At 49.6% G+C, this 25,053-nt stretch carries 22 protein-coding genes and 1 other RNA gene; all 23 read right to left on the minus strand.

Annotated features, from left to right (window positions below):
• Nucleotides 1–28 precede the first annotated feature (28 nt).
• The gene (locus A2273_01345; protein OGF06878.1) at nt 29–1,099 is read right to left on the minus strand and encodes a hypothetical protein; all 1,071 of its coding nucleotides are present in this window, start codon (nt 1,097–1,099) and stop codon (nt 29–31) included.
• A 9-nt stretch (nt 1,100–1,108) separates the two neighbouring features.
• Entirely contained in the window at nt 1,109–2,056 is a 948-nt protein-coding gene (locus A2273_01350) for a hypothetical protein (protein ID OGF06879.1), read from the minus strand.
• 19 nt (nt 2,057–2,075) lie between these two features.
• On the minus strand, nt 2,076–2,846 hold the full coding sequence (locus A2273_01355; GenBank protein ID OGF06880.1) for a hypothetical protein: 771 nt from the start codon (nt 2,844–2,846) through the stop codon (nt 2,076–2,078).
• 56 nt (nt 2,847–2,902) lie between these two features.
• The gene (locus tag A2273_01360) at nt 2,903–3,976 is read right to left on the minus strand and encodes a hypothetical protein (GenBank protein ID OGF06881.1); all 1,074 of its coding nucleotides are present in this window, start codon (nt 3,974–3,976) and stop codon (nt 2,903–2,905) included.
• A 41-nt stretch (nt 3,977–4,017) separates the two neighbouring features.
• On the minus strand, nt 4,018–5,139 hold the full coding sequence (locus A2273_01365) for a hypothetical protein (GenBank protein OGF06882.1): 1,122 nt from the start codon (nt 5,137–5,139) through the stop codon (nt 4,018–4,020).
• Between the two features lie 44 nt (nt 5,140–5,183).
• Nucleotides 5,184–5,414, minus strand: coding sequence for a hypothetical protein (locus A2273_01370; GenBank protein ID OGF06883.1), 231 nt, complete (start codon nt 5,412–5,414; stop codon nt 5,184–5,186).
• 332 nt (nt 5,415–5,746) lie between these two features.
• Complete coding sequence (locus A2273_01375) at nt 5,747–6,982, minus strand: hypothetical protein (protein ID OGF06884.1); 1,236 nt, start codon at nt 6,980–6,982, stop codon at nt 5,747–5,749.
• Entirely contained in the window at nt 6,975–7,607 is a 633-nt protein-coding gene (locus tag A2273_01380; protein OGF06885.1) for a hypothetical protein, read from the minus strand. Before A2273_01380 ends, A2273_01375 begins: the two co-directional genes overlap by 8 nt.
• A 59-nt stretch (nt 7,608–7,666) precedes the next feature.
• The gene (locus A2273_01385; GenBank protein OGF06886.1) at nt 7,667–8,305 is read right to left on the minus strand and encodes a hypothetical protein; all 639 of its coding nucleotides are present in this window, start codon (nt 8,303–8,305) and stop codon (nt 7,667–7,669) included.
• Between the two features lie 835 nt (nt 8,306–9,140).
• On the minus strand, nt 9,141–9,530 hold the full coding sequence (locus tag A2273_01390) for a hypothetical protein (GenBank protein OGF06887.1): 390 nt from the start codon (nt 9,528–9,530) through the stop codon (nt 9,141–9,143).
• A 10-nt stretch (nt 9,531–9,540) separates the two neighbouring features.
• The gene (locus A2273_01395; GenBank protein OGF06888.1) at nt 9,541–12,759 is read right to left on the minus strand and encodes a hypothetical protein; all 3,219 of its coding nucleotides are present in this window, start codon (nt 12,757–12,759) and stop codon (nt 9,541–9,543) included.
• 1,118 nt (nt 12,760–13,877) lie between these two features.
• Nucleotides 13,878–14,567 carry a hypothetical protein gene (locus tag A2273_01400; protein OGF06889.1) on the minus strand — a complete coding sequence of 230 codons (690 nt, stop codon included), beginning with the start codon at nt 14,565–14,567 and terminating at the stop codon, nt 13,878–13,880.
• Between the two features lie 379 nt (nt 14,568–14,946).
• Nucleotides 14,947–15,546 carry a recombination protein RecR gene (locus A2273_01405; GenBank protein ID OGF06890.1) on the minus strand — a complete coding sequence of 200 codons (600 nt, stop codon included), beginning with the start codon at nt 15,544–15,546 and terminating at the stop codon, nt 14,947–14,949.
• 102 nt (nt 15,547–15,648) lie between these two features.
• The gene (locus A2273_01410; protein ID OGF06891.1) at nt 15,649–15,963 is read right to left on the minus strand and encodes a nucleoid-associated protein, YbaB/EbfC family; all 315 of its coding nucleotides are present in this window, start codon (nt 15,961–15,963) and stop codon (nt 15,649–15,651) included.
• Between the two features lie 446 nt (nt 15,964–16,409).
• The gene (locus A2273_01415) at nt 16,410–18,056 is read right to left on the minus strand and encodes a DNA polymerase III, subunit gamma and tau (protein ID OGF06892.1); all 1,647 of its coding nucleotides are present in this window, start codon (nt 18,054–18,056) and stop codon (nt 16,410–16,412) included.
• A 216-nt stretch (nt 18,057–18,272) separates the two neighbouring features.
• Nucleotides 18,273–18,372, minus strand: an RNA gene (gene ffs / locus A2273_01420) — signal recognition particle sRNA small type.
• A 47-nt stretch (nt 18,373–18,419) separates the two neighbouring features.
• Nucleotides 18,420–19,103, minus strand: a complete 684-nt coding sequence (locus A2273_01425) for a hypothetical protein (protein OGF06893.1) — start codon at nt 19,101–19,103, stop codon at nt 18,420–18,422.
• Nucleotides 19,104–19,393: 290 nt separating this feature from the next.
• Nucleotides 19,394–20,398, minus strand: coding sequence for an aspartate-semialdehyde dehydrogenase (locus A2273_01430; protein ID OGF06961.1), 1,005 nt, complete (start codon nt 20,396–20,398; stop codon nt 19,394–19,396).
• An 11-nt stretch (nt 20,399–20,409) separates the two neighbouring features.
• Complete coding sequence (locus A2273_01435) at nt 20,410–20,646, minus strand: hypothetical protein (GenBank protein OGF06894.1); 237 nt, start codon at nt 20,644–20,646, stop codon at nt 20,410–20,412.
• Nucleotides 20,647–20,890: 244 nt separating this feature from the next.
• A complete protein-coding gene (locus A2273_01440; GenBank protein OGF06895.1) occupies nt 20,891–22,096 on the minus strand; it encodes an aspartate kinase in 1,206 nt (401 codons plus the stop codon).
• Between the two features lie 66 nt (nt 22,097–22,162).
• A complete protein-coding gene (locus tag A2273_01445) occupies nt 22,163–23,278 on the minus strand; it encodes a hypothetical protein (GenBank protein ID OGF06896.1) in 1,116 nt (371 codons plus the stop codon).
• Nucleotides 23,279–23,346: 68 nt separating this feature from the next.
• Nucleotides 23,347–24,087: a hypothetical protein gene (locus A2273_01450; protein ID OGF06897.1), complete on the minus strand. Its 741-nt coding sequence runs from the start codon at nt 24,085–24,087 to the stop codon at nt 23,347–23,349.
• A 131-nt stretch (nt 24,088–24,218) separates the two neighbouring features.
• Entirely contained in the window at nt 24,219–24,785 is a 567-nt protein-coding gene (locus tag A2273_01455; GenBank protein ID OGF06898.1) for a hypothetical protein, read from the minus strand.
• Nucleotides 24,786–25,053: the final 268 nt, after the last annotated feature.

Below are 25,053 nucleotides of genomic sequence, written 5' to 3' on the forward strand. Positions count from 1 at the left end.
TCAAGCCTCCTTCGCCCATGAAAATTGTTTATAGATATCCCTTAAGGTCCTGGTTGGCCCTTACCTGCTCCAGCAGTTTCCTTACCTCCTGGGCCTGGGCCCGGGGGCAGACCATCACCGCGTTCCCCGATTTGACGATGATCAGGTCGTTGACCCCCACCGCCGCCACCAGGCCCTCATCGCACAGGGCGATATTGTCCCGGCAATCCAGCATTTCCACCTGGCCCAGTTTTATGTTGCCCCGCTCATCCCGGGGATGGAACCTCTCCAGGGCCTCCCAAGATCCCAGGTCGTCCCAGCCGAACTCCCCCTTGATCACCGCCACCTTGTCGGCCTTTTCCATGATCCCGTAGTCGATGGATATCTTCTCCACCGCCTGGTAGAATTCGGAGAACTTCTCAGTGCCGGCCGCCAGGCCGCCCTGGGCCTGCCACTCCATCAGCTGCCCGTGGAGTTTGGGCAGGTGCTGTTTGAAGCTCTGCAGGATGGCGGCCGCCCTCCAGATGAAGATCCCGCCGTTCCAGTAAAAATACCCGCTGCGAAAGAACCGGTTGGCGGTGTCCCTATCCGGCTTCTCCCGGAAACTTTTGACCATGAAGCAGGGGATCCGGCAATTCGGCAGGACCTCCCCCCGCTCGATGTATCCGTAGCCGGTCTCGGGCCGGTCGGGCTTGAGCCCGATGGTGACCAGGTAGCCCTCTTCGGCCAGCTCCACGCCCTGCAACAGCACCTGACGGAACATCTCGACATCGACTATATGGTGATCGGACGGCAGCACCATCATCACCCCGGAGGGGTCTTCTTTGAAGATCTCGGCCGCCGCCACCGCGATGGCCGGGGCGGTATTGCGCCCCATCGGCTCGCCGATCAGCCTGACTTCCCTTATCCCGCTCTGCCTGATGGGATCGATCAGGTCGGCGCTGGTCACCACCCACTGCCTCTCCCGGCTGGTCAGGGGCTCCACCCGATCCAGGGTCTCCTGCAGCATGCTGTCCCGGCCGGCCAGGGCCAGCAGCTGTTTGGGTTTGTTCTCCCGGCTTTTGGGCCAGAATCTCTCTCCTTTGCCCCCGGCCAGGACCACGGCATAGATGTTGCTCATTTTACCTTTTCAGCTGATTTGTTGGTTCTTTATCATGGCCGCCAGCAGGGGCAGCATTATCTCATGGTGGCCGGTGATGGAATACCCCTGGCCGCCGCAGGAGATCGGGCGGCGGACCACGTTGAGGTTGGGGCGGTAGTGCTGGATCATGTCGAAGTTGGCGGTGGTGAAGTTTTTGGCCGGATGCCCCAGGTTGCGGGCCACGGTCAGGGCCTTTAAAAAGACCTCCGGCAGGATCACCGACGACCCCAGGTTGATGACCACCCCGCCGGACAGCTTCGAGACCTCTTCCGCCAGTATCCGGAAATCCCGGTGGCTGGCGCTGCCGATGGCCGCCCCGTCGGCCGAGGGATGCTGGTGGATGATGTCGGTGCCCAGCGCCACATGGACCGTAACCGGTATTTTCAGGCGGTAGCCCTCGGCCAGCAGGCTGTGGTTGATGAAAGGGAATCTCCCCTCGTTCAGCATCAGCCCCAGGGTTTCGCCGAAGCCCAGATCCTGGGCATCGCCCTGGATCACCGCACCGTTGATCAGGTCGGCCGTCTCCCGGGCCATGCCGAAGGACCCGTCCTCCAGCCCTATTTGGACATCCTCCGAGGTCCGCCCCCAGCAGGCCAGCTCGAAATCGTGGATGGCCCCGGCCCCGTTGGTGGCCAGGCCGGTGATGAAGCCCCTTTTCATCAGGTCGATGATCACCGGGTTCAGTCCGCATTTTACGGGGTGGGCCCCCATCATCAGGAGCACCGGGCGCTTTTTGCGGCGGGCCGTATTTACGGCCGCCGCAATTTCCCGCAGGTCGCGGGCCCTGAGAACGTCCGGCAGGCCCTTGATGAAATCCTTCAGCGGCCTGGCGGGATCGGGCACGCCGGCCAGATTGCCCTTGCCCACCTTGCTTTTGCGCTTGGCAATGGAATACCGCTTGACCTTCGTCAGGTCGGCCTCGGGGTATCTTCCCATATCGTTCCTGAAATAATTATTATTTTTCGGTGATGCCGGGGCTGTATTCCTTGAGCACCGCGTTGATGGAGCCGATCAGGATCTTGCTCTTCATCAGCACCGGGATCTTCCGCTCGTCATTGGTCAGCCACACCAACAGCCGGCCCTGGTTCTCGAACAGCCCCGGGGTCCTCAGGACCGGCTCCACCAGCAGGCACTCCACCTTGCCGAAGATGGTCTTGATCTTCTCTTTTTTGTAGACCTTGACCTCCAGGGGGTAATTCTTCTTGTCGGTGTGGTTGTCTATGTAGATCGACTTCCCCACCTCCAGCGGGAAAAGCCGGGCCCAGTACAGCGAGATCAGTATGTCCTTGGCCTCCGGGAACAGATCCACCTCCTGGCCGGTGCTGTAAATGGCCTTTCTTTTCTCCTGGTCGAACTCCACCGATTCCTGATGGTGATAGCCGCCCTCGTTGAGCATCTTCTGGTAACGCAGGGAGTACAGCTTCTCGTGGTCCACGAACGATTCTATCCGATCGTGCACCCGGTAGAAGAAGGAGAAAGTGGGATTGGACCAGGTTTCGTTGACGATGTGATAGGCCCGCCGGTCCCGGGCCCAGGTCAGTTCGCTGTCCACCCGCATGAATGAGGTGCCGGCTTTGATGAAGGTTATTCCGGCGCCCTTCCATTCGATGGAATAGGTCATCTTCTCGCCGCGTTTCAGTTTTTTCCCGGAGATGGTGGATCTCAGTGTATCCGCCACCGGCAGGTCTGCCCAGGCGATATTTGACAATCCCAGGAACGTTATCAAGCAGAGTAAAGTACTAATGCCTTTTGATGATCTCATAATGCAACGCTTATTCTCTATTATCGTTTTCGGTCAATGACCGGGTTTATTTTCGAATAGACCTCGTCAACCGTTATCTTCTCCATGCAATCGTATTGGGGGCATTTCCGGCCGGTGCATTTTCGGCATAATCCCACCGGAGGAATAAGCGTTGAATGCCCCGGACCATACGGCCCCCAGCGCTTGGGATGGCAGGGGATCATCGGGCAGTACAGGCCGATCACCCTGGTCTTCACCGCCGTGGCGATATGCAGCGGCCCGGTGCTGTTGGATACCATCGATTCTGCCTGCGACAGAAAGGCCGCCAGCTGCGGCAGGGACAGGCCCGACACCCAGGCCGGTTGGGTTTTAAGATGAGTCTGCAGTTTTTCTTTGAGGTGTTCTTCCCCCGGCCCCAGGGTAACGACTATATTTGAATTTTGAGATTTGAGATTTGAAATTTTAATTTTATCAATAAGCTCGGCAAACTTTTGGAGCGGCCAATCCCTGGCCGATCCGCCGCTGCCGGGGTGTATGGCCATGAACGGCCGGTTGATGTCGATGGTCCCGGACAGTTTCCTGGCCGCCCGTTCTTTAAGCTCCGGCGGGATGGATATCTCCGGCAGGTATTCTTTGCCCTCGCCGGAAGGCAAGCCCAGCCCGGTTCTCACCAGGTCCAGATTGTGCTCCAGTTCGTGCTTCAGGCTGAATTTGCGGTGCTGTTTCACCCGGCGGTTGAACAGCAGGCTGTACCATCGGTAGGCCGTCCCGATCCTGACCGGGATCCCGGCCAGCCGCAGGGCCCAGGCCAGCCGTCCGGTGGGATGCAGCAGTATGGCCGCATCGAAAGCATGGGCCTTGAGGATCTTGGCCAACCCCCGGGCGCTTAAGGCTGGATCGTCATTGATCACCTCATCGACCGATCTTGAGAGCGCGATCAGCGGGGCGGTGTATTCCCGGGCCAGAAATGTTATCCGGCAGCCGGGATACAGATCCTTTAAAAGAGCGGCGGCGGGCAGCGACAGGACCACGTCCCCGATCCGGTCGGTCCTTACCAGCAGTATGTTTTTATATGTTCTATCAGACAATTTATTGAAGAAATATTTTAATTTCAACCTCACCCTTCCCTCTCCTAAAGCATTAGGAGAGGGGGTGGTCAACGATTTATCTTTAGATGATTATACCCCTTCTTGGCCGCCTTGAAGATGGCCCCCAGGTCCAGATCTTTTACGCATTCCAGGCTGTCGCAGGATCTCTTCCAGCAGGGGCTGCAGTCCAGGTCGGGAACGATCTTCTCCCCCCGGCCGAACAGCTCTATCTCGCTGGCGCAGGACAGCCCGAACCACACCACCACCTGCTTTTTGAGGGCGATGGCCATGTGCATGGCCGAGGTGTCCCCGGTGATGACAAGATCGCAGGCGTCCACGTAGACCATGCCCCGGCGGATGCCCTGGTCGGTGGGGCTGTTGATGATGAAGGCCCCGGCCCGGTCCTTGATCTCCTTGTTGCGCTGGCTCTCGGCCTTGCCGCCCAGCAGCATTATCCGGGCATTGGGCAGCTCGTTCTGGATCCGGCCGATCAGCTCCAGATGCTGTTCGACGGTCATCTTCTTGTTGGGAAACAGGTCGGAGCAACCGGTGTTGAAGCCGATGACGATATCGTTCTTCCCGATCCCGTTGTCCAGCCGGTATTGCCGGGCCCAGTCCTTCTCCTCCGGGGTCAGCTCCAGCACGTAATCCTCGCCCTGGTAATCCAGCGCCAGGGCCTGGGCCAGAAATTGGATGCCAGTCACCTGGTTCTTCTTGAACTTCAGGTCGTCGTCTATCCCCAGGCGGTAGGCGTATTCGGCCTCGGGGTTGAAATGGGTGATGGCCCCGTTCTGATCCAGGGCGAAGCCAAGTTTCTCTTCAGCCTGAATCAGCATGGCCAAAGCATCCGAGCGGTAGGCCTTGTCGATGGAGTAGATCTTGTGGTACTTGATGGCCTGGAGAATGGTGACGGTCTCGAAATCGTAGGGCCAGATCCTGTCGATGTAGGGGTTGTTCTGCAATAATGGGATGGCCATCGGCAGGGTCACCCAGTGGAGGGTGCTCTGGGGATCCTGGCGCTTGATGGCCGGCAGCAGGGCGGTGGTCATCAGCACTGCGCCCAGGGCGTCCAGGTTGATGATCAATATCTTTTTGCCACGGGGCTTTTGCTCCTGGCAGGTCTCGCATAGCCAGCCCGGCCGGCAGGGCTTGTAGCCGTTAAAATCCTTGCAGTCGATGGTGGGATTCAAATTTCGTAACCTATAAGTGGGTTAATATATTACAATTCGGGACGTTAGTGTTTTATTATAACAAAATAAAGGGAAATTGCAACAGAAATATGCATGGCTGTTAAATTTAACCCGTTATCATTCCATGCAATGGCTTTTATCATTTCTTTCGGTAATTGCGAGGTTAGCTTTTCACAATACCAAATGAAGCAATCCCCGAGCTGCTTTCTTTCTACAAGCCCGGGTGAGGACCGCTTGGTATGCAAAATAATGGCCGTCTCGCGATGACCATTCATTAGATTCTCAACGATACGGTTGAAATTCAGTTTGAAAGGTAAAATAAAAAGACGGTCTTAAAGGCCGTCTAAAGTTATATTGATATTTTATATTTAAACAGGTCCGGGTCCGGCACTAAGAACCGCCCGATCCGGCAATCGTAATACCGCGCCCCGAAGTAATCCAACCCCGACCAATCCCGCTCCTTCCGCTTACGCTACTATTCATCTTCCTCGAGTGCCACAGCTTCTTTATCTCTTTACAGCTACAGCGGAGGCACTGGCCGTGAACTTGCGGTTATTTTAAAAACACCCGTTTTGATGAATGAACTGTTTACTAGTAAATCAAATAATTAAGGATGTACCTTAAAATATGAAATATACTTATTATCACTCTCTTTTTCATGTGATAACCAAAATACACATAGAACACCATCAACCGCAACTGTTATCCTTGGTCCTACAAAACCAAATGATTTGGGGTTATTATTAATTTGTTGGATATTTTTAGAACCATCCTCATTTATAACAATATATTCTTTTTTATCAGAAAACACAAAACAATGAATTTTCCCAGTCTCATCAATTACCGCATCTCCGAACAGTGTTCGTCTATTGAGGGAATCTGTGCGATCTACTGTGTAGTCGTTCTTATTTATTTTTATAAATTGTACCATATTATTTGATGGCAAATTGATCGAACTTTCCCAAAATGCAACGAAGCACTTGTCGTTACTTATAAGTTTTAACGGAGAAGCCATTGGGGAATGTGTTTGTTTATATTTTCTAGCAAATATTTTTTTTCTGATTTTCCACCCTTTTTCGTTTAAACAAGCAAACCATACATTGTCTCCCTTATTGTAACATCCGTAATCATCAACCCAGATTGTATATAATCCGTCGAGATCTTGATTATATTTTATTCCATTGACACCTTGCACATGATATTTGCCGCGCTTTTGTATATTGATTCTCCTTTCACTACACAAATTTGACAATGGCAACAGATAATGTTTCAAATATCCTTGAAACAAATCGTGGCCAATATTAAATACAAACTGCCTATCGCTAATATCTGCATAGGATAAATACCCTTCGTCTTTTCCCGAAGGCACAATCATGAGATCAAAGTATTTATTCGCGGGATAAGACAATAATTCTTCAATAGAACCATTCCCTGTGCATAGGTTTTGCAATAACAACACAGCCATATTCTTGTCTTTGGCTACTTCCCAATACAAATCGAGACAGTTATTTTTGCCCTGTAATATTTGTACTGGTTTTTTATACGCAAATATCCACGGTGATTTTATACCAGCAATTTGTTTTAAAGAATCATCGGTAAACTCAAATACATTTATAATATTTTTATTAAAATTAGTGACGCAAATATATATTTTTTCTTCCGTTTCACACAAATCATATGCCAGAATATCATTAGTCTGAAGCGAGATCGAGGTAACGGCGGATATTTTACTATTTTGGCCATGTGCATTATCTAATATAATGAGACTTGCGAAAGGAATAATAAACAAAGGAAGTGCCCTGATTCCTTTCACAAATCCTCCCATGAAGTTTTTCTTACTCAAGGGGATACTCCTTTTTTAAGTTTTCGCTATTTACATTAATAAACTTATTTATGTAATGACTTGTAATATCTTTTATTGCCACATCAGCTGGATCATTCTCATCGTACGGCCGATCCGGTGTCTTTTTATCAAATATCGATTCAACGCTATGGCCAAATCGCAGGCCAACAAACAGCCCTCTGTGGGGATGTCTATAGCTATCTTGCAATGAATGCAATGATTCACCAAAATCTGCGACATTTCCTGTTTCAATCGATTTTTCTACCAGTTGAATCGCATCATTTGTAGATATAAAATGTTTTTTATAAGGTGATGAGAAATTATTGATTAGATTTTTCACAGCTGAATTTAAATTACCCTGAAAGGGATTAACACCATATATATCATCCACGCTTTGGTTTGCATAACTAAGATCTCTGGAAAAATTTAGTGAATTTATCTTACCATAACTTGCATCTATTGCGAGATTAAAGGTTAATACATAGTGAATATCTATCCCACACTTTCCGGTAGGATCTTTGTACTTATAGGGGTTATTCAAACAATACGAATACCGGTTCAGCCTTTGCGGGTTGGATAAGATCCCTTCCTTGGGAACGCCGAACAGGTCCGGGTCAGGCACCAAGAACCGCCCTATCCGGCAATCGTAATATAATGTTAATTAAATTTATTTTAGCATATATGCTATGGATAAATATTAGCAGTTTTTGAAAAAGTATATTTATAAAATATTTGGTCATTAATTAAATAACCTATCGCAAATTCAGCTGTCGGATAATCTTTTATCTCAAAATCGATAATAAATACTGCATTTTTATCATAATGACCCTTGATGAATACTTCCGATATTTTTTCAATAACAGCATTACTTTGCTCTTGTTTAGGCATGATATTTTGCAACTCAGATAAAATTATATTTTTCGTCTTTTCATTTTCTTTAATGCTCAACGTGCCATATAAAATAATAGTGTTGGGCTTAATGCTTAAATATGTTTTATATAATAATGTATCTTCTATTGGCCCATATGATATAGTGACATTATCTATACTATTTGTTTTATATTCTTTTTTTATAAGATCTTTTTTCGTATCTATAAAAATAATAGCAACTTCCGTATCCACTTGGGTTTTATGATTTATTTTTTTTTCAATCTCCCCAAAGCTTGAATTTAATATCGAAGAAAATTCATATCCAAAAGGTTTTATGGTTACACTGGGTTTAATTATTACTTTCCCAACCACTTTATCCTTCATGCCGTTGTTGTAACAAGATATATTAAGCAAGGCACAGAAAGCACAAGCAACAATATAATAATATTGCATATTGACACCTATTTTAATAGATTTTTAAGGTCATTAATTAATTCTCCTGGTCTAATTATCATAGCTGTACCTGATGGGTGCTCCTTGAAATTAGAGATGAAATCATTATAATATGACCAGGTTTGAGGATCGTCCTTGCTATAACCCTTTGAAACTGGAGATTGAACCGTAGGCACCGTCCAGCACCCAGCCGTCCCTGATACCAAATTCTCATCCGAAGCCGGATTCCCTGCATGCGAATGAATATGGTCGGCTACACTTTACCCTTGTTGTTGTGGATTTGGTGCTTCTGTCGGCAATGCTTCATTGCTATTGATTATTAATGCATCATGCTTAGGGAAATACGTTCCCTTATGTTTATCAAGCTTATAATTATAGATGCCACTTTTTACGGCTGCATTTGTGTTTTTTATATCAGCCCTTGTTTTCATTCGGTATACTCCGTCAGGTAGCCAACCATTCCACACCAGTGCCAGCGAACCATACTGTGCACTGCGATTATATTCTACGGCTAATATAAATCTACCGTCTGGATCAATGTACTTATATGGATTATTTACACAATAAATATATTTGTTCAGCAGTTGTGGATTCAATAAAATACCTTCTTTTGGTTCGCCTATAAGCGCTGGGTCCGGTGTTAAGAACCGCCCGATCCGGCAATCGTAATACCGCGCCCCGAAGTAATCCAGCCCCGACCAGTCCCGCTCCTTGGCGGCCTGCCTTGAGCAAGACCGCATCGTGGTCGTGTCGAACGGGTGAACTTGTTATTATTATTGTGCCCTGCGGCTTAACCGCAGGGCACAATAGGATACGCCGTTGCCTACTCTATTATTTACTTCCCTAATTCATCAACGTAACTTTTAAATATTGCCAAAGCATCCGGTTCTCTTTCTAATAATGCATCATGGTGCTCATTGTCTTTAATCAACTCCTTATAACCCCAAGACGCTTTTACAAGAATATCCGGTTCTGTAAAAAAGTCCCTGTAATACCACCAATCGGGAATTTTATCATCTAAAATATCAAAGCACGCAGTAGAATACCAATTGGGAAGGTTATAGTCATCACAAACCAATAAGCATACTATACCGTCCGCAAGGTCCATGCCAAAAACATCGTATTCTTTACCAATGCTTAAGTCATATACAGCTTCATCTTCTTCCCCTTCTGCTCTAATACCCTTGATTTGATATCCGCGATTATATTTGCACTTTACACGCATTTTTTAACTCCTATTTGAATTTAAAATCAGCTACCGTGTTTGTCCTTGTGTTTCTTAACCAGTGAATTTCTACTCCATCAATATTTCTTGCCATTTTTACCCACCCTTCAGAGGCATGCCATATGGGGTCCTTCATTTGAATACGCAATTTAGCGCCTTCCAATGGATTAGCCATTACTTTATCCATTGCAGCTTGCTCTACGGCATTTTTCGCCACGTTGCGCCCAGTGCTTAACTGCGGTATTTGCTTTGGCGAACTCGCAACTTCATTCCCAATGATCCCTGCACCCTTGGCGGCAATGGATACATAGGCAACAACCTGTGCGGCCCGCAACACATCCTGTCCCACATAGCCCACGGTCTCCCACAGGGTGTTATTGCCGTTTATCGCATTGTAGGTCCCCACCCCAAAGCGCAGGAAATCATAACTGCCACGGATCACGCTTTCGGTGACATAGGCCGTGGCCGGGGTCATGGTGATCGAGGCGGTGGCCTTGGAGGCTTCGCTGAATATCGTCCGGCTGAGGAATCCGTCTATGGCATCGGCCCAGTCGTAGGGAGCTTCGCCGTTGGGATCTATGAAGCGGTATGGGTTATTCAGACAATACGAATACCGGTTCAGCCTCTGCGGGTTGGATAAGCTCCCTTCCTTGGGCGCACCGAACAGGTCCGGGTCCGGCACTAAGAACCGTCCGATCCGGCAATCGTAATACCGCGCCCCGAAGTAATCCAGCCCCGACCAGTCCCGCTCCTTGGAAGTGAACTTGCGGTTGTTGCTGTAGGTCCCGGTATAATTATACTGCTTGCCGAACGGGTAGTAATTGTCGGTGCGCACCACCGTGCCACTGGAATTGGTTATGGCCTTGGGCGTCCCCAGGTAATCGCAGTGATAGTAATAAGCGCTGGTCCCCTCGACCTTTACCGCCAGCTTGCCGTTAAGATAAATATACTTGCACTTAAGGGCATTGTACTCGTCGTACTCCGCCAGGGTATTGTTCCCGTTGCAAACGTAATATCTGACATAGGGCGGAGTTTGTGGCACCAATGCCGTGACAATGCCGGGTGAATAGTTTCTGGGCAAACCGTTCTTCTGATACTGCTTGACCCTGACGCCGTCTCCATCATACCAGTAATTGGCCGGATAGCCGAAATTGCCGTCCAAAAAGTACTTGAGCCGGCCGGCCGGATCGTAGGTCATGGTCAACCAGGCCCATCCGCCGTCGCTGACCCCGGTCACTTCCCCGGCCCCATTATAAGTATAACCCCAACTATCCGCCGTAGTCAATCGGTTTGTGGAGTAATTATAGGCATAGGTTGAGCTGTATTCCACGGTCTTGGCGGTGATGTTTCCGTGAATATCATAGCTGTATGAATTGCCTGCCCATGGTCCGTTGGCGGTTATCATCCGGTTGACGTCGTCATAGGCATAGCTCTGATTGTAAGCGCTGTTGATGTTGTCGGTCAGCGTGGTCATATTCCCCACCCCGTCATAAAGGTAAGAATAGCCTATGGCACCCGACACGCTGATGCCGCTTATCCGGTAGCGGTTATTGTAGGAGATGGTGGCTGTTTTACCGTTGGCATAGCTGATGGTGGCCTCCCCGCTGGAGGGGTGATAGGTGACCCCGGTTATGTAGCCCGATATTGCCGTTGTCCGGTTTCCGTTATCATAGGTATAGCTGACGGAAATGTTATCGGGATAGATGATGGAGGTCAGATTGTCCCTGGTATCGTAGCCGAATGTCAAATTATAGGTGCGGCTTTCGATGTTCATGACTTTTGATGTCATCCGGTCGGCATTATCGTAAACAAAAGAATATGACACTACCAGGGAACTCAGACTGGTTCGGTTGTTGGCATTGTCATATCCGATGGCCACATCGGCCGAATCGCTGGGATAATCGATGCTGGTCAGGCGGTTGATATCATCATAATCGTAATTGATGGTGCGTTCGGCATCCGCTCTTTGAGTGACTAAACCGATGGCATTGTAGGCATAATTCACCGTTCCCGCTTCGGGGGTCGTTTCCGAGACCAGGAAATTAGTGGTGGTATTATAATTATACGTCCTGATCAGGCTGCCCTTGGTGATCTGAGTCACGCTGCCCAGGGTATTTCGGGTATAGCTGGTGGTCGCGATTGCATCAGCCACTTGCATCAGCCAGCGCTCGTCGGGGTCGCCAAAGGCCTGGTAGGTATAGGTTACGTTCTTGCTCCTCTCGTCATTGACCGTGGTGTTGGCGCCGGAAAAAGTATAGTTTATGGTCGTAGCATCGGGATTGGTTATTTTGTTTATCCTGCCCAGGTTGTCATATTCAAAACTTCGTCCGATATTAGTGGATGTATGGGGGTAGGATTCGTAGGACTTCAATCCCATATTATTATAACTTATGGAGGTATTAACCCCCACCACGTTGGTGGTGCCGGAGGATCTTCCCAACCCGTCGTAATTCTTTTGTGACCAGTAACTACCCCGGGCGCTCTTTTCCCAGGTGCAATTGCTGGCATAAGTGATGGCGGTGTAATCCCCTAAAGGTGGGGTGATTCTTGTTAAACGATTGGCATTGTCGTAAAGATATGACGTGGTCTTGCCACGGCCGTTGGTTTCCGTGGCAACCGTTCCCTCCCAATTTATCGTCCTGGTAATGGAATATATCGGATTTTGTATGGTCTGGGGCAAGCCATAGGCATAGCTGCTGTAGTCGATCCAACTCCCGCTGGCATCGGTGACCCGGTCGATATCGCCGTTGGTGTAATAAGTAAAGGTGGTGGTTACGCCGTATTTATTTTCCGTCAACACGCTGCCCTGGGAATTATAGGTATAACTGATGCCGAAGCTTTGCCCGTTTACGGTTACTGTTTTTGTGGCCGGTTTGTCAACCACATAATACGTGCCGCTGCTCCAGTAGGTTAGGGCGGTGGTTCTGGTGCTTTGGCCGGTCTCGTTGATGTTTTGAGGGTTGCCGTAATTGGTAAAATTGCTGTTGGTGGTGGTATAATTGACCCCGTCGCGCGATATAACCGTAGAACTCAATAAGGGCACAAATATTTGCGTATCGTAGGCGTCATATAGCCATTCCCGGTCATTTGAGATATAGGTGGATTTTATCCAGGTATAGGTTTTGGCTTGGCTTGTCCCAATCGATTCATACACCGGCAAGCCCATCTTCCATTTGTTCCCGCTGCTATAAGAATTATAAGCGCCGTTATAACGATATTCATATACCAAGCCGTTGGGAGCAGTAACTTGGGTTTTATCTTCAGTGCTTTGGGCGGTTGGTTGAATATAAGAAAAGCTCCAAGTATTGTTATCAAGCTTTCTGGTGCTGACCACGAAAAAGTAATTGGTAAAAGTACTAAAGGTATACGTTCTGGTTACGTATGCATATTCGATTGTCCCCCCCTGCGGCGTGGTGATCTTACTAAGTTCATAGGCAGGTCTGGTGGTGGTATATAGATAACCCCAGGAAAACCCGGCCGGAGAAGTCACGCTGGTCAATAAGGGGTGGGAATAGGTAAGGTTATAGGCATAATTATAGGTCTTTCCATTGGCGGTTATCTGGGAAAGCCTTAATTTTGTTGTAGTGTCGTATATAAAATCCACTGTACGACTATAACTATTATCATAAATATAATCTATTACCATTTGAGATAAAATAACAGCGTACGCTATAGTTATGGTATTTCCATAAGGATCCTGAATGGATTTTACCGGGTAACATGTATTACCGTCTATATAATATGCATTCTCATCGCCAAAAATATATTTAATGCCATTGGTCATAGTCAAGGCGTAATCGCCATTGCCTATGTTTTCATAACGCCAGTATTCCTTGGTTATCCAGCGGGCAGTATTGTTTTTATCGCTATAAGCAATATGCTGGGAGCCATCTGCCAGTTCAATTAATGGTTGGTACTTGCTGTCACCCCCGGGCGTAGTGCCGGTCGGGCGGATGACCCGTCCCATGTGCATGGACCAACCCAACCCCACAACAGAAGTGGAGATATCAACCAAAGCCTCATCTACGGTTCCAATATTCCGCCAAACACTGCTGTTGTAATAACGCATTATTTTTAAATCCAGCCCGGCCTTCCCCGGTAACATCAGATCGGTGTGTATTATCGTCAGATTTCCGGTAAAGGGATCCACTTTTTCATAGGGCATACCCTGAAATGCATTTCTGTTTGGGTTTTGGCCCCGATAATTATAATATACATCATCCGCGGCTGTTTTCGATCCGCTGCTGACCTGGGGGATAACTATTTTCTCTTTGTACACTTTTGCAACTAATTGGGTGGAAATAATTGCAGAAATGAACAATGTCACTAATATCTTTTTCATTTTTCTTACCTCAATATTGTTATTTTGCCCTTGGCAAAACTGTTGTTGTTATCCGATAAGACATAGAAATATATTCCGGCGGAAACCTTTTCCCCGCCGTTGTTCATGCCGTTCCAGGTTATTTCGCCGGATGCTTGTGTTATATTTATTTGCTTAACCAACTGGCCCAAAAAATTATATATATTAATTTTTGAGTTATTGCTTAAGTTATTGAAATTAAATTTTATATTGCCTGTTGCCGGATTTGGGAAAGATGTGAATTTCAGGCCTTCAACTTTTGGCGCAACATCTTTTAAAGCCAAATTTATAGTCTTCGAAAGGACAACACCTGATTTATTGCTGATTTGAACAAAAACATTTGCTGTATCAGTTTGAAATTTTGATCCATCAATACTGAAAGGAAAAGATAATTCAATATCTTCACCATTGGGAATAATTACTTCTCTTTTGTTTTCTATGTCTGAAAAAATAATATTTTCAGAACACTTTTCCAATTCAACAGTGAAAGTATTTTTATTATTGACCTCTTCTGCTGCAACCTCAGATACAATGTTCAAAATATCACCGTTTTTGATCTCTAAAATTAAAGTATTATTTTCTATAGTTAATTGATCACTGGTTGCATAAACAGAACTAACCGCTGTAATTAATAACAGCATTAGCAATGTAGCCAACAGGGATGAGGTTTTTTTCATGGCTTTTCTCCCTAAAATAAAAATTTTTATTAATAGACAACCCATTTTACCTCGTATATAAAAGCAAACAAACAATAGGATTACACTCAATATCCGTGCCAATTAAATATTATATTTTTTGTTAATTGTAATGCCTTGCATTACAATTTGTTAGAATTTATCTAATGATGCTGCTCCCTAACAATAAAAAAGGCCAATGAGACATTATGTCTCATTGGCCAATGTAAAAATACGAAATATTTCGTTAAACCATTGTTAAACAACAATATATAAATTATGTGACTTTTGGCACACTTTTTATAAATGTCTCACTTTTACTTACGCCCTTTTTTCAACTAACTAGTACAAGCCTTTAAGTAAACAAACCTTAATAATTATCTCACATCTCCTGCCGGCCGGTCAGGGCCCGGCTCAAGGTCACCTCGTCGGAGAACTCCAGGTCGCTGCCCACCGGCAGCCCCCGGGCGATCCGGGTCACTTTGATCCCCAATGGTTTGACTAATTTCATCAAATACAGCGCGGTGGCCTCGCCCTCGGCGTTGGGGTTGGTGGCGATGATCATCTCCCTGACCTCGGTCCTCTCCAGCCGCTGCATCAGCTCCCTTATCCGCAGGTCGTCCGGGCCGATGCCGTCCAGCGGCGACAGGTGCCCCTGCAGAACGTGGTACAGCCCCCGGAACTCCGAGGTCCTCTCGATGGCCAGCAGATCGTTGGTCTCCTCCACCACGCAGATCAGGGCCGGCTCCCGCTTGACGTCCCGGCAGATGGTGCACAGGTCGTTCTCCGAGGCGTTGTAGCACTGGACGCAGAAGCGAACCTTCTCTTTCAGCTCCACAATGGCGTTGGCCAGGGCCACCGCGTCCTCCTGGCTGGACTTGAGCAGATAGAACGCCAGGCGCTGGGCGGTCTTCCGCCCGATGCCGGGAAGCTTCATCAGCTCGTCTATGGTGCGCGACAGTATTTCCGACCCGTAATGCATAAACCTTATTATATTTTAACCACCAAGGCTCCAAGGCACAAAGGAGAAATCATTTTACCGGAAGAAATTGGTGACTTAGTGTCTTAGTGGTTGTTTGTAGTTCTAAAACATTCCCGGGAGGCTCATGCCGCCGGTCAGGGCGGACATCTCTTTGGCCGCCAGGTCGCGGGACATTTTTATGGCCTCCTGCACCCCGCTCAAGACCAGGTCCTGCAGCATATCGGCTTCCTCGGGCTTGATGATCTCCGGGGAGATCTTTATGTCCAGGATGTTCTGCTGGCCGTCGGCCGTCACCCTGACCATGCCGCCGCCCACCGAGGCCTCCACCCTTTTGTTCGCCAGTTCTTTCTGGATGCTTTCCATCTTCGATTGCATCATCTGGGCCTGCTTGAGCAGGTCGCCCATTCCCTTGGCCATCGTGTCTCCTTTGTGTTCTATACTTGATGTCACCCTGAGGTCAGCTTCATATCTGTCAGGCCGAACGGGTGAACAGTGCCATCCTACAACCTGTGCAACCTCGAAGTGTACTCAGGATGACAGTTAATAAGCATATACTTAAATTGTCACCCTGAGACTAGCACCTTGTTTGACAAGCCGAGTGCCTCCGCTAAGTGCCTCCGCTAAAGCTTTGGCACTCGAGGAAGTCATACATTAAAGCGTAGGCGGAAGCTACTGCACTTAAAGAAGACATTAGAGTAGCGTAAGCGGAACGGGTGAACAGTGCCATCCTGCAACCTGTGCAACCTCGAAGTGTACTCAGGATGACAGGGTTTATTGCATATTTTGAAAATTGTCACCCTGAGCCAGGTATTGCCGATCCGTTTGAATCCGAAAAAAATCCTGATGATCCGCGTCCAATGGTCCTACACCACTTCGCCGTCCACCGCGTCCATAAAGCTTTTCAGCTGGGGCGATTCCATGACCTCGGACTTGCGGCGGTCTATCTCATCCTGCCGGCTCAGGCGCTGGGGAGTCTCCTTGACCTGCGGCGTCTGGGAGGCCTGCCCTTTTTCGACCTGGCAGACCACCTTGAGCTTCTGGCCCCATAATTTAAAGGTCTCCTCCTGGATCAGCTCCTGGTAGGCCTTGTCCTCCAGCGATTTCTTGTGAAAGTTGGCCTGCGGGCCGAAGCTCAGGATAAGATTTCCGTCGCTGACCCCCACCGGGCGGGCCGAGGCCAGGCAGGTCCCGGCGGTCATGTGCCGCTCCTGGACCGCTGTTATCAGACTCTGCCACAGGGATTCGAAATCCCGGCTCAGCGGCTGCGGTGGAGCGGTGTACTCGGCCGGTTCTTCTTTAATCGGACTGACGTTCAACTTAGCTTGCTGGGGAGGTTTTAGGGCCGGGGCCGGCGGTTCCTCCTTTTCGGGATCGTCCCCGCCCTGGTCCAGCAGTTTTATCACTTCCTCCAGCCGGACGGTGGAGTCAAGGTTGCAGAGGCGCAGGCAGGCCATCTCCAGTATCAGCCGGGCCTGGGAACTGCGCTTCATGGTGGCCTCGGCGTCGATCAGAATGTTGGCCATCCGCAATATATCCCGGTCATCCAGGCCCTGGGCCTGCTGGGTGAATTTCTCCTGCTCATCGGGGGTCATCTCCCCGGCCGCGGTCCGGCCGGAGCCGGCGGCTATCAGCAGCAGCTTGCGCAGGTGGGCCAGCCATCCCAGGATGAATTCCTGCAGGTCGTAGCCGCCAACGGCCACCTGGTCGATCAGCGACAGGATGCCCGGCTTGTCATGGGCCCGCACCAGCTCCAGGGCCTTGAAATACATCTCCTCGTCCACCAGGCCCAGCACCTGCCGGGCGTCATCGGCCTTGATGCTGTTGCCGCTGAAGGCGATCAGCTGGTCCATCAGGCTGATGGAATCGCGCATGGAGCCCTCGGCCTTCTTGGCCACGATATACAGGCATTCGTCCTCGGCCTTGACCTCCTCGCCGGACAGCATCTTTTTGAGATGGGACACGATCTGGTTCAGCTGGATGCGCCGGAAATCGAAGCGCTGGCAGCGGGACAGGATGGTGATGGGCACCTTGTGCACCTCGGTGGTGGCGAAGACGAAGACCACGTGGGCCGGCGGCTCCTCCAGGGTCTTCAGCAGGGCGTTGAAGGCCTCCTTGGTCAGCATGTGGACCTCGTCGATGATGTAGACCTTGTACTTGCCCTGGGTGGGGGTGTATTTGACGTTCTCCCTCAGGTCGCGGATCTGGTCGATGCCGCGGTTGGAGGCGCCGTCTATCTCCAGCACGTCCATGCTGCGCGAGCCGGTGATCTCCAGGCAGGAGGTGCACTGGTTGCAGGGGGTCTCGGTGGGCCCCTGGGCGCAGTTGAGGGCCTTGGCCAGGATGCGGGCGGTGGTGGTCTTGCCCACCCCCCGGGCCCCGGCGAAGATGTAGGCGTGGGCGGTGCGCTTGGTGCGGATGGCGTTGCGCAGGGTGGTGGTAACGTGCTCCTGGCCCACGATCTGCTCGAAGTTCTGGGGCCGCCATTTGCGGGCTAATACAAGATAGGACATTTTTTAGACAATCTTTTTAATTATTTTATTTTTACTGTATCGAGCGAATTGCTCCATTTGTCATTCCCGTCCCGCATCAAGTGTGGGATAAATTCCGACGGGAATCCACCAAAAACCTGGATTCCTGCTTCCGCAGGAATGACTGACAGCCTTGTTAGGCATACCAAAAAAAATGATTTGCAACAAAATGAAGTTATTTAGTGATAAACTAAAAAAGAGGGCCAGGCTTATCCGATAACAAGGAGAGATCTTGCGTACCGTTGCTACCTTCCGGTCCTGGCGGGGTTGGCAGTCTTCGCTTCCATCGGGCCCGGCCCATATTCAATTTTATCAGAGCGGCGGGGATTTGTCAACGATTGGCCGTTACTGCACCCCCACCTTGAACAACCCGCCCACCGCCGACAGGATCAGAATGAAGGCCGCCCAACAGCCGAACACCGTCCAGTAGCTTTTTTTGCGGGGCGCCCCGGAGAAGACCGAAAAGCCGATGGCCATCACCACCAGCATCCAGAGGGTGAAGAAGTCGATATGGTTCAACAGTCTAACCAGGAAGCCTTCCTCCATCTCGGCCGGGAGCATCAAACCCAATGAGGTGCTGACCTTGGCGGTCTCCTTCAGGAACATCAGCGGGACCTTGAGGATGGCTCCGGGAATGCCGATCAGCGAACTGTATACTGCGGCGGTGAACATCTGTTTAAAATCGGCCTTGTGGCCCAGCATGGAGAATATCCACCAGAAGATCAGCCCGATCAGCAGCAGCCCGGCCGGCATCAGGATCAGGTTGCTGGCCAGCCCGGCGATCAGGGGGATGGGCCCGCTCATCCTGGCCTGGATGGCCTCCACCTGCTCCGCCGGGATGTCGGGATTGCCGGCGATCTTGGCCGCCTGCTCCGGCATTATTATGGTGGGCAGGATGATGGCCGTCACCATCAGGGTGAAGACCACGCTGACGATCAGGGGTATCAGCCAGCGGGGCTGGTCCTTCATTCCTTCAAAGACCTTGTCCGGCTGGTAATAGATGCCCAGAATGTCGTTCAACCATTTCATGCTATTCTCCTTCCTTAGGTTAAATAACCCTAGGTTTTGTCATTCCTGCGAAACCTGTCCTCGCGGAGGCGGGGAGCAGGAATCCATATTCTTAGTTGGATTCCCAGAAATCAGTAATCCAGGGCTTCATCCCTCACACAAAGGCACAGAGACACAGAGTTTTGTTTAATATTTTAGCGCCATTATGTATGTCTATCAGATAAAAATGATCGTGTCATTCCCGCGAAGACGGGAATCCAAGCCTGGATGCCCATTTCCACGAGCATGACAACTGCGGTAGTTGCTGTTTTCTATATTTTATCTTTGATTTTTAATTTCAATAACAATTCCGCTATCTGCACGGCATTGGTAGCCGCGCCTTTGCGCAGGTTGTCCGCCACCACCCACATCACAAAGGCATTCTTTTTAAAAGGATCGGGCCGCAATCGGCCGACATAGGTCAGGTCCGAATCCTTCAATTCCGCCGGGGTGATGTAATCCTTGTTGTTGAAAACCACGCCCGGCGCCTTGGCCAGCAATTGTTCGATCTGCTTTAAAGTGCAGTTCTTCCCGGTCTCGAAATAGACCGACTCCGAATGCCCGGTCAGCACCGGGACCCTGACCGTGGTGGCGTTGACGGCGATATTTTTATCGTGCAGTATCTTCTGGGTCTCGCGCACCATCTTCCACTCCTCGCCGCTGTAGCCCAGCTGGGAGAAGTCGGATATCTGAGGTATCACATTGAAGGCAATCTGCCTGGCAAAGATTTGATTTTTGATTTTTGATTTTTGATTTTTGATTTCATCTTCAAGAGTCTTCGCCCCCCCCCTCCCCGCTCCCGACACCGCCTGATAGGTGGACACCACGATCCGCCTGACCCGGTATTTTTTATATATGGGCGCCAGGGCCACCACCATCTGGATGGTGGAGCAGTTGGGATTGGCTATCAGCCCTTGGTGTTTTTTGACGTCCTGAGGGTTGACCTCGGGAACGATCAGCGGGATTTTTGGATCCATCCTGAAGTCGGAGCCGTTGTCGATCACCACCGCCCCGGCCGCGATGGCCTTTTGGGCATACCGCCGACTGGCGCCCTTCTCACCTTCGGTGCCGGCAAAGAACACGACGCCGCAGCCGGAGAAGTCGGCCCGCTCCACCGAGGCCACCGGATAATTTTTCCCCTTGAATTTGATCCGCCGTCCGTCCGACCGGCTGGAGGCCCACAATCTGAGCCCGGCCAGGGGAAAGCTTCTTTCCGCCAGAACCTGGAGTATGGTCTGCCCCACCAGCCCGGTGGCGCCCACCAAACCTATTGTCATCGGTCCCTGGGTCATTCCAGCGGTCTGGATTTAAGGGCCACCTCGGCCATCACCAGGATGGAGCACTTGCCCATGACCTCCTCTTCGGCCGGACCGTCATTGGCCTTATTCACCCCCAGCAGGGCGGTGAATCTCTTGGGCTCCTGGCTGCTTTCCGGCAGAAGTGAGCCGTCCACCCAGAAACTGCACTTCTCCTTGATGCACTCCGATTCCTCGGGCTTCCTGATGAACCTGATGGGACAGATCATGGTGGTCCTCCAATTATTGGTTGGGAAAAGACTGCGTTACCTTTGCCACGCTTGCCCGCCTGCCGTTGGCCGAGTTGCCGTTGTCTCGATACGCTTTAATGCTACTCGACAACCGGCAGTATCGAGGATCGGTAGGCACTGAAACACGGAATTTATGAATATATTTTTGGGGTTGTCAACTGAAACTTAGAAATATTCCCTGTTTCCAAAATTTCCGTGATTCCGTGGTTAACCCCGGGAAGGGTTATCCGATAAAACTCTTGTGCAAAGCCAGCACCGCCTTCTCGATGTCCTGGCGGGACACGAAGCAGGTAAGCTTGGTCTGGCTGGTGGTCATGCCCTCGATGTGGATCTTCATTTTTCCCAGCTGGGCCAGCATCTTGGCCATCACCGCCGGCTCGCTGCCCACCCCGCTGCCGATCAGCGACACCGCGCCGATGTCGTCATTGAGGTACAGCCCGGCCCCCTTCATCTTCCTCAGATCCTTCTCCATGATCTCTTTGGCCGCCTTGAGGTCCGTCTGGTTGACGATGAAATTGAGGTCGGTCTTATCCTTGTCTCCCCCGCCGTGGAAGTAGGACCGGATGTTTATCCCGGCCCCGGCCAGCTGGGTGACCACCTGGCTCAGCAGGACGCTCCTGCGGGGCACCGCCTTCATGGCCAGCATGGCCAAAAATTTATCGTGGGCAATGGCTTTGACGACCACCCTCTCCATCTTAGAACCTTTCCCTACTGTCGTTCCCGGTTTGTTATCAAAACTGCTGCGGCAGACCAGCGGCATTCTGTACTTGGCGGCCAGCTCCACCGCCCGCAAATGAAGAACCTGAGCCCCGCAGCTGGACAGCTCCAGCATCTCATCGAATGATATCCGTTTTATCGGCCGGGCGGTTTTGACCAGCCGGGGGTCGGCCGAAAAAATGCCGGAAAAGTCGCTGTAGATCTCGCAGGTGTCGGCCTCCAGGGCCACCGCCAGGGCCACCGCGGTGGTGTCCGAGCCGCCCCGCCCCAGGGTGGTGATCTCCCGCGCCAAACTGACCCCCTGGAACCCGGCCACGATCACTATGCTATCATTTTTAAGGGAATCTTTCAAGCGGTCCGGTTTTATTTCCAGGATCTTGGCCCGGGTGTGGCTGGAGTCGGTGATGATGCCCACCTGCGACCCAGTGAAGGATACCGCCTTTTCGTTCAGCGAATGGATGGCCATAGCCAGCAGGGCCATGGATATCCGCTCGCCGGTGGTCAGCAGCATATCCATCTCGCGGCGGGGCGGGTCGGAGGATATCTGGCGGGCCAGGGCGGTGAGGTCGTCGGTGGTGTCGGCCATGGCCGAGACGACCACCACCACTTTGTTGCCCCGGCGCTTGGCCCGGACGATCCGGGCGGCCACCGCCTTGATGCGCCGGACGTTGGAGACCGAGCTGCCTCCGTATTTTTGGACGATTATCGGCATATATTTGATATTATCATAAATGAATATAAATGTTTTAAATTAACCGGTTTCCCTTTATTTTACTCTTTATTTTTTTCTATTATGGTAGTTGTCTTGTGCCTCTTTATCTAATTTATTTGCCAATGAAAGAACATCAATATTAGTTTCTTTAAAATTTGAACCCAGGAAAGCACCCCTAAAGAATCGCGAAATAGACATTTTCTGATTGTCAGTTTGAATCCATTCATTTCTATCTCTATACCAACAATAACAAAGCAATAGATTGTAGGATTTTTCTTCAAGTATTTTACCATTATCTTCAATTGCCTTAACAGTATTGAGCATATCCGTTTGCTGTATCATATTGTATTCCCCATTTGAACGCGAATCATAATCATTCACTGTAAAACAGCCGTAAAAGACCTCGCGATATTTTTTTTGATTCTTTTTATAAAGAATAGCAGAGCAAAATGATCTTATAACTAATGAATTAGATTTTAGGCTATCTTGGAGAATTTTCTCATCTTCTCTGCTAATATTCGTGGATGAATATTTATTCAAGTTATTTAATGTAATGATATCGTTCTGTTCTGGATAATTAAATAACGTCGTATCAATTTGCCTTTCAAAAAATGCCTTCTCGGATTTTGTCAATTCCTTTTGCCATTTCTTGCTATTCATCAAGGTCTTTAAGGCCGGTTTTAATTCTTCGTTTTTTATTAAGCTATAATTATTATTCGTCCACTGGCCATTGGCAATGCAGTATTCCAGATACTGCAGAGAGGACTCGGCCTTTCCTCCCAGCGAATAGCCCCGGGTTATCAAGAATGGTATGCCGTTAATGATTTCGATTGGTTCTGACGGCCAATCCTTATAGCCGGTGTTGCCGATAAAACCGGCGGTGCCGATGAGCGGTCTTCTTAAAACCGTGTTTTTCTTTCCTTGGAATAACAGTCTGGTTAAAATTATTATCTGGTCCTCATATTTATTGGTTCCGGCACATTCCTTAAGGATCTCTATCGCTTTGGTCCGGTCCAGAGACTGAATGTAGCCGGCCAATGAAAGGTACGGGCTGCATTTGTAATTTTCGGAATTAATGGAAGAGCATTGGTCGATCAGGAATTGAAATCTATCACTTTCTTTTTGTCCGAATGATGTGCCGGTTAAGATCGTTACAAATAATAGCGTCAATAGCTTTTTCATGCTTGTTCCTTTTTTAAAATTACCAGCACCTGCCTCCGTACTTTAGTTGCCTGATTTCACATATAATATCATGACAAATAACCGGAACTCAAGGCCTTCTCCCAATCAGGCCTGTTTTGCTTTCCGGCCTGCCGGGCGGCTTTGTCCCAATCGTATTTTAATGCGATGAACTCCAGCGCCCACTTTCCTTCTTCAAGATCAATGACGGCATACCGGGCGTGGGGAGAGCCCGTTTCCACCATATGTCCATCGGCCCCTTCCTCGACATAGGCCTGCAACCCCAGACTGCCCGGGTTGATTATGGTGGTCTCGTCGTCGAGCCTTACGCATCTTGGGGTATGCGAATGGCCGCAAAGCATCAGGGGGGTTCTTTGATCCCCGACCCTGGCCACTATCTCCTCCCGGCTTGACAAATGGATCCTGTTGTTCCCGATGGTCTCCAGCAGGTATTGTTTTTCATCCCCGGGGGAGCCGTGAAAGGCGGAGATTCCATCACCGATCCGGGTGAACGATTGTTGTTGTTCAAGCCATTTCAAATCATCGAAGGAAAGTCTTTCCCGGGCAAAGCGGTCGGATAGTCCCAGCTGTTCCGGGGTTTGGCTGACGATCCGCTGGTCGTGATCACCGTTCAGGTTCACCCAGCTGTTGCCCTTCAGCACCTCCATGGTCTCCTTGGGCCATAACGGCCCGGAGACATTGTCCCCCAGGTTGACCACCTCGGTTATCTTCCTGCGTTTAATATCATCCAGAAAGGCTTCCAGGGCACAAATATTGCCATGAATATCCGCCACAACGGCAAACCGGTTCATGCGTCACCTGTAAAATAAAATCAGATCGGTGTATTTCCGAGGCAAGGTTTTCTGCCGCCTTGATGCGCCGGACGTTGGAGAGCTAACCGCCTCCGTATTTTTGGACTATGAAAAGTATTCCTTTCCAGGCATCAGATCGTGCTGAATTGAATTTGGGCCGTGGCCATCCTTGAATAAAAATCCAGTTCCTTTCTTCGTTTTCCCGAATAATCGATCAAACGATCAAGTCCCGTCCAGAGGCAGAACCATCCGCCCGGCTCGAATAACACCAGGAGCAGCTGAAGGTAGTATCTTTCCGAATTTAAAAAAGTGATGTAACTGGCAAAGATCATCAAGGCAATGCCCGATAGGGTCAAAATGACGGCATTGCGGATTCCATTTTGCCTTTCTTTCTTAAATTGGTTGCATCTTTCCGTGAAATAAAGCTGCAGGCGGACGGCGATTATTTCTTCATCCTGTTCGTTTCTTGTTCCGGCCGGCAGCTGCAGCCGCAGGATCATTTCTTTCCCTTGCTGGTCGGCAACCACTTTCCTGACCTGGGCGATGAAATCGTCCGATACGGTGCGTTTAAGATACGATCTGGGATCGAAATCGGAAAACAATTCATCCAGGGAGTCCAGCCAAATGTTGACCACGTCCCGCTTGGAGGTGGTTTTATCCCGATCACTGTTTTCCGGGGATTTGTTCGGTTGATCCATGGTATAACCATCTTATCTGAAGTTATTAATGGGGTCAGTAAATAAGTAAGAATTTTATTAGGAGTCCATGAAACCACTTGTAGTGAGTATGCCGAACTATGAACACTTAACTGTAAAAACCCTATCGATTCCTGCGTTCTACACCTGCGCTTTGCTTCGGCGCACAGGCTGGCTTCCTTATAGAATAAATCCATTTGTCTTCGGGCATTAGGCAATTAATTAAGTGCTCTGGTAAATAATGATGTTTTTTTATAGAAAACAGGCCTTA

The organism is Candidatus Edwardsbacteria bacterium RifOxyA12_full_54_48 (assembly GCA_001777915.1).
Classification (GTDB): Bacteria; Edwardsbacteria; AC1; order AC1; family EtOH8; genus UBA2226.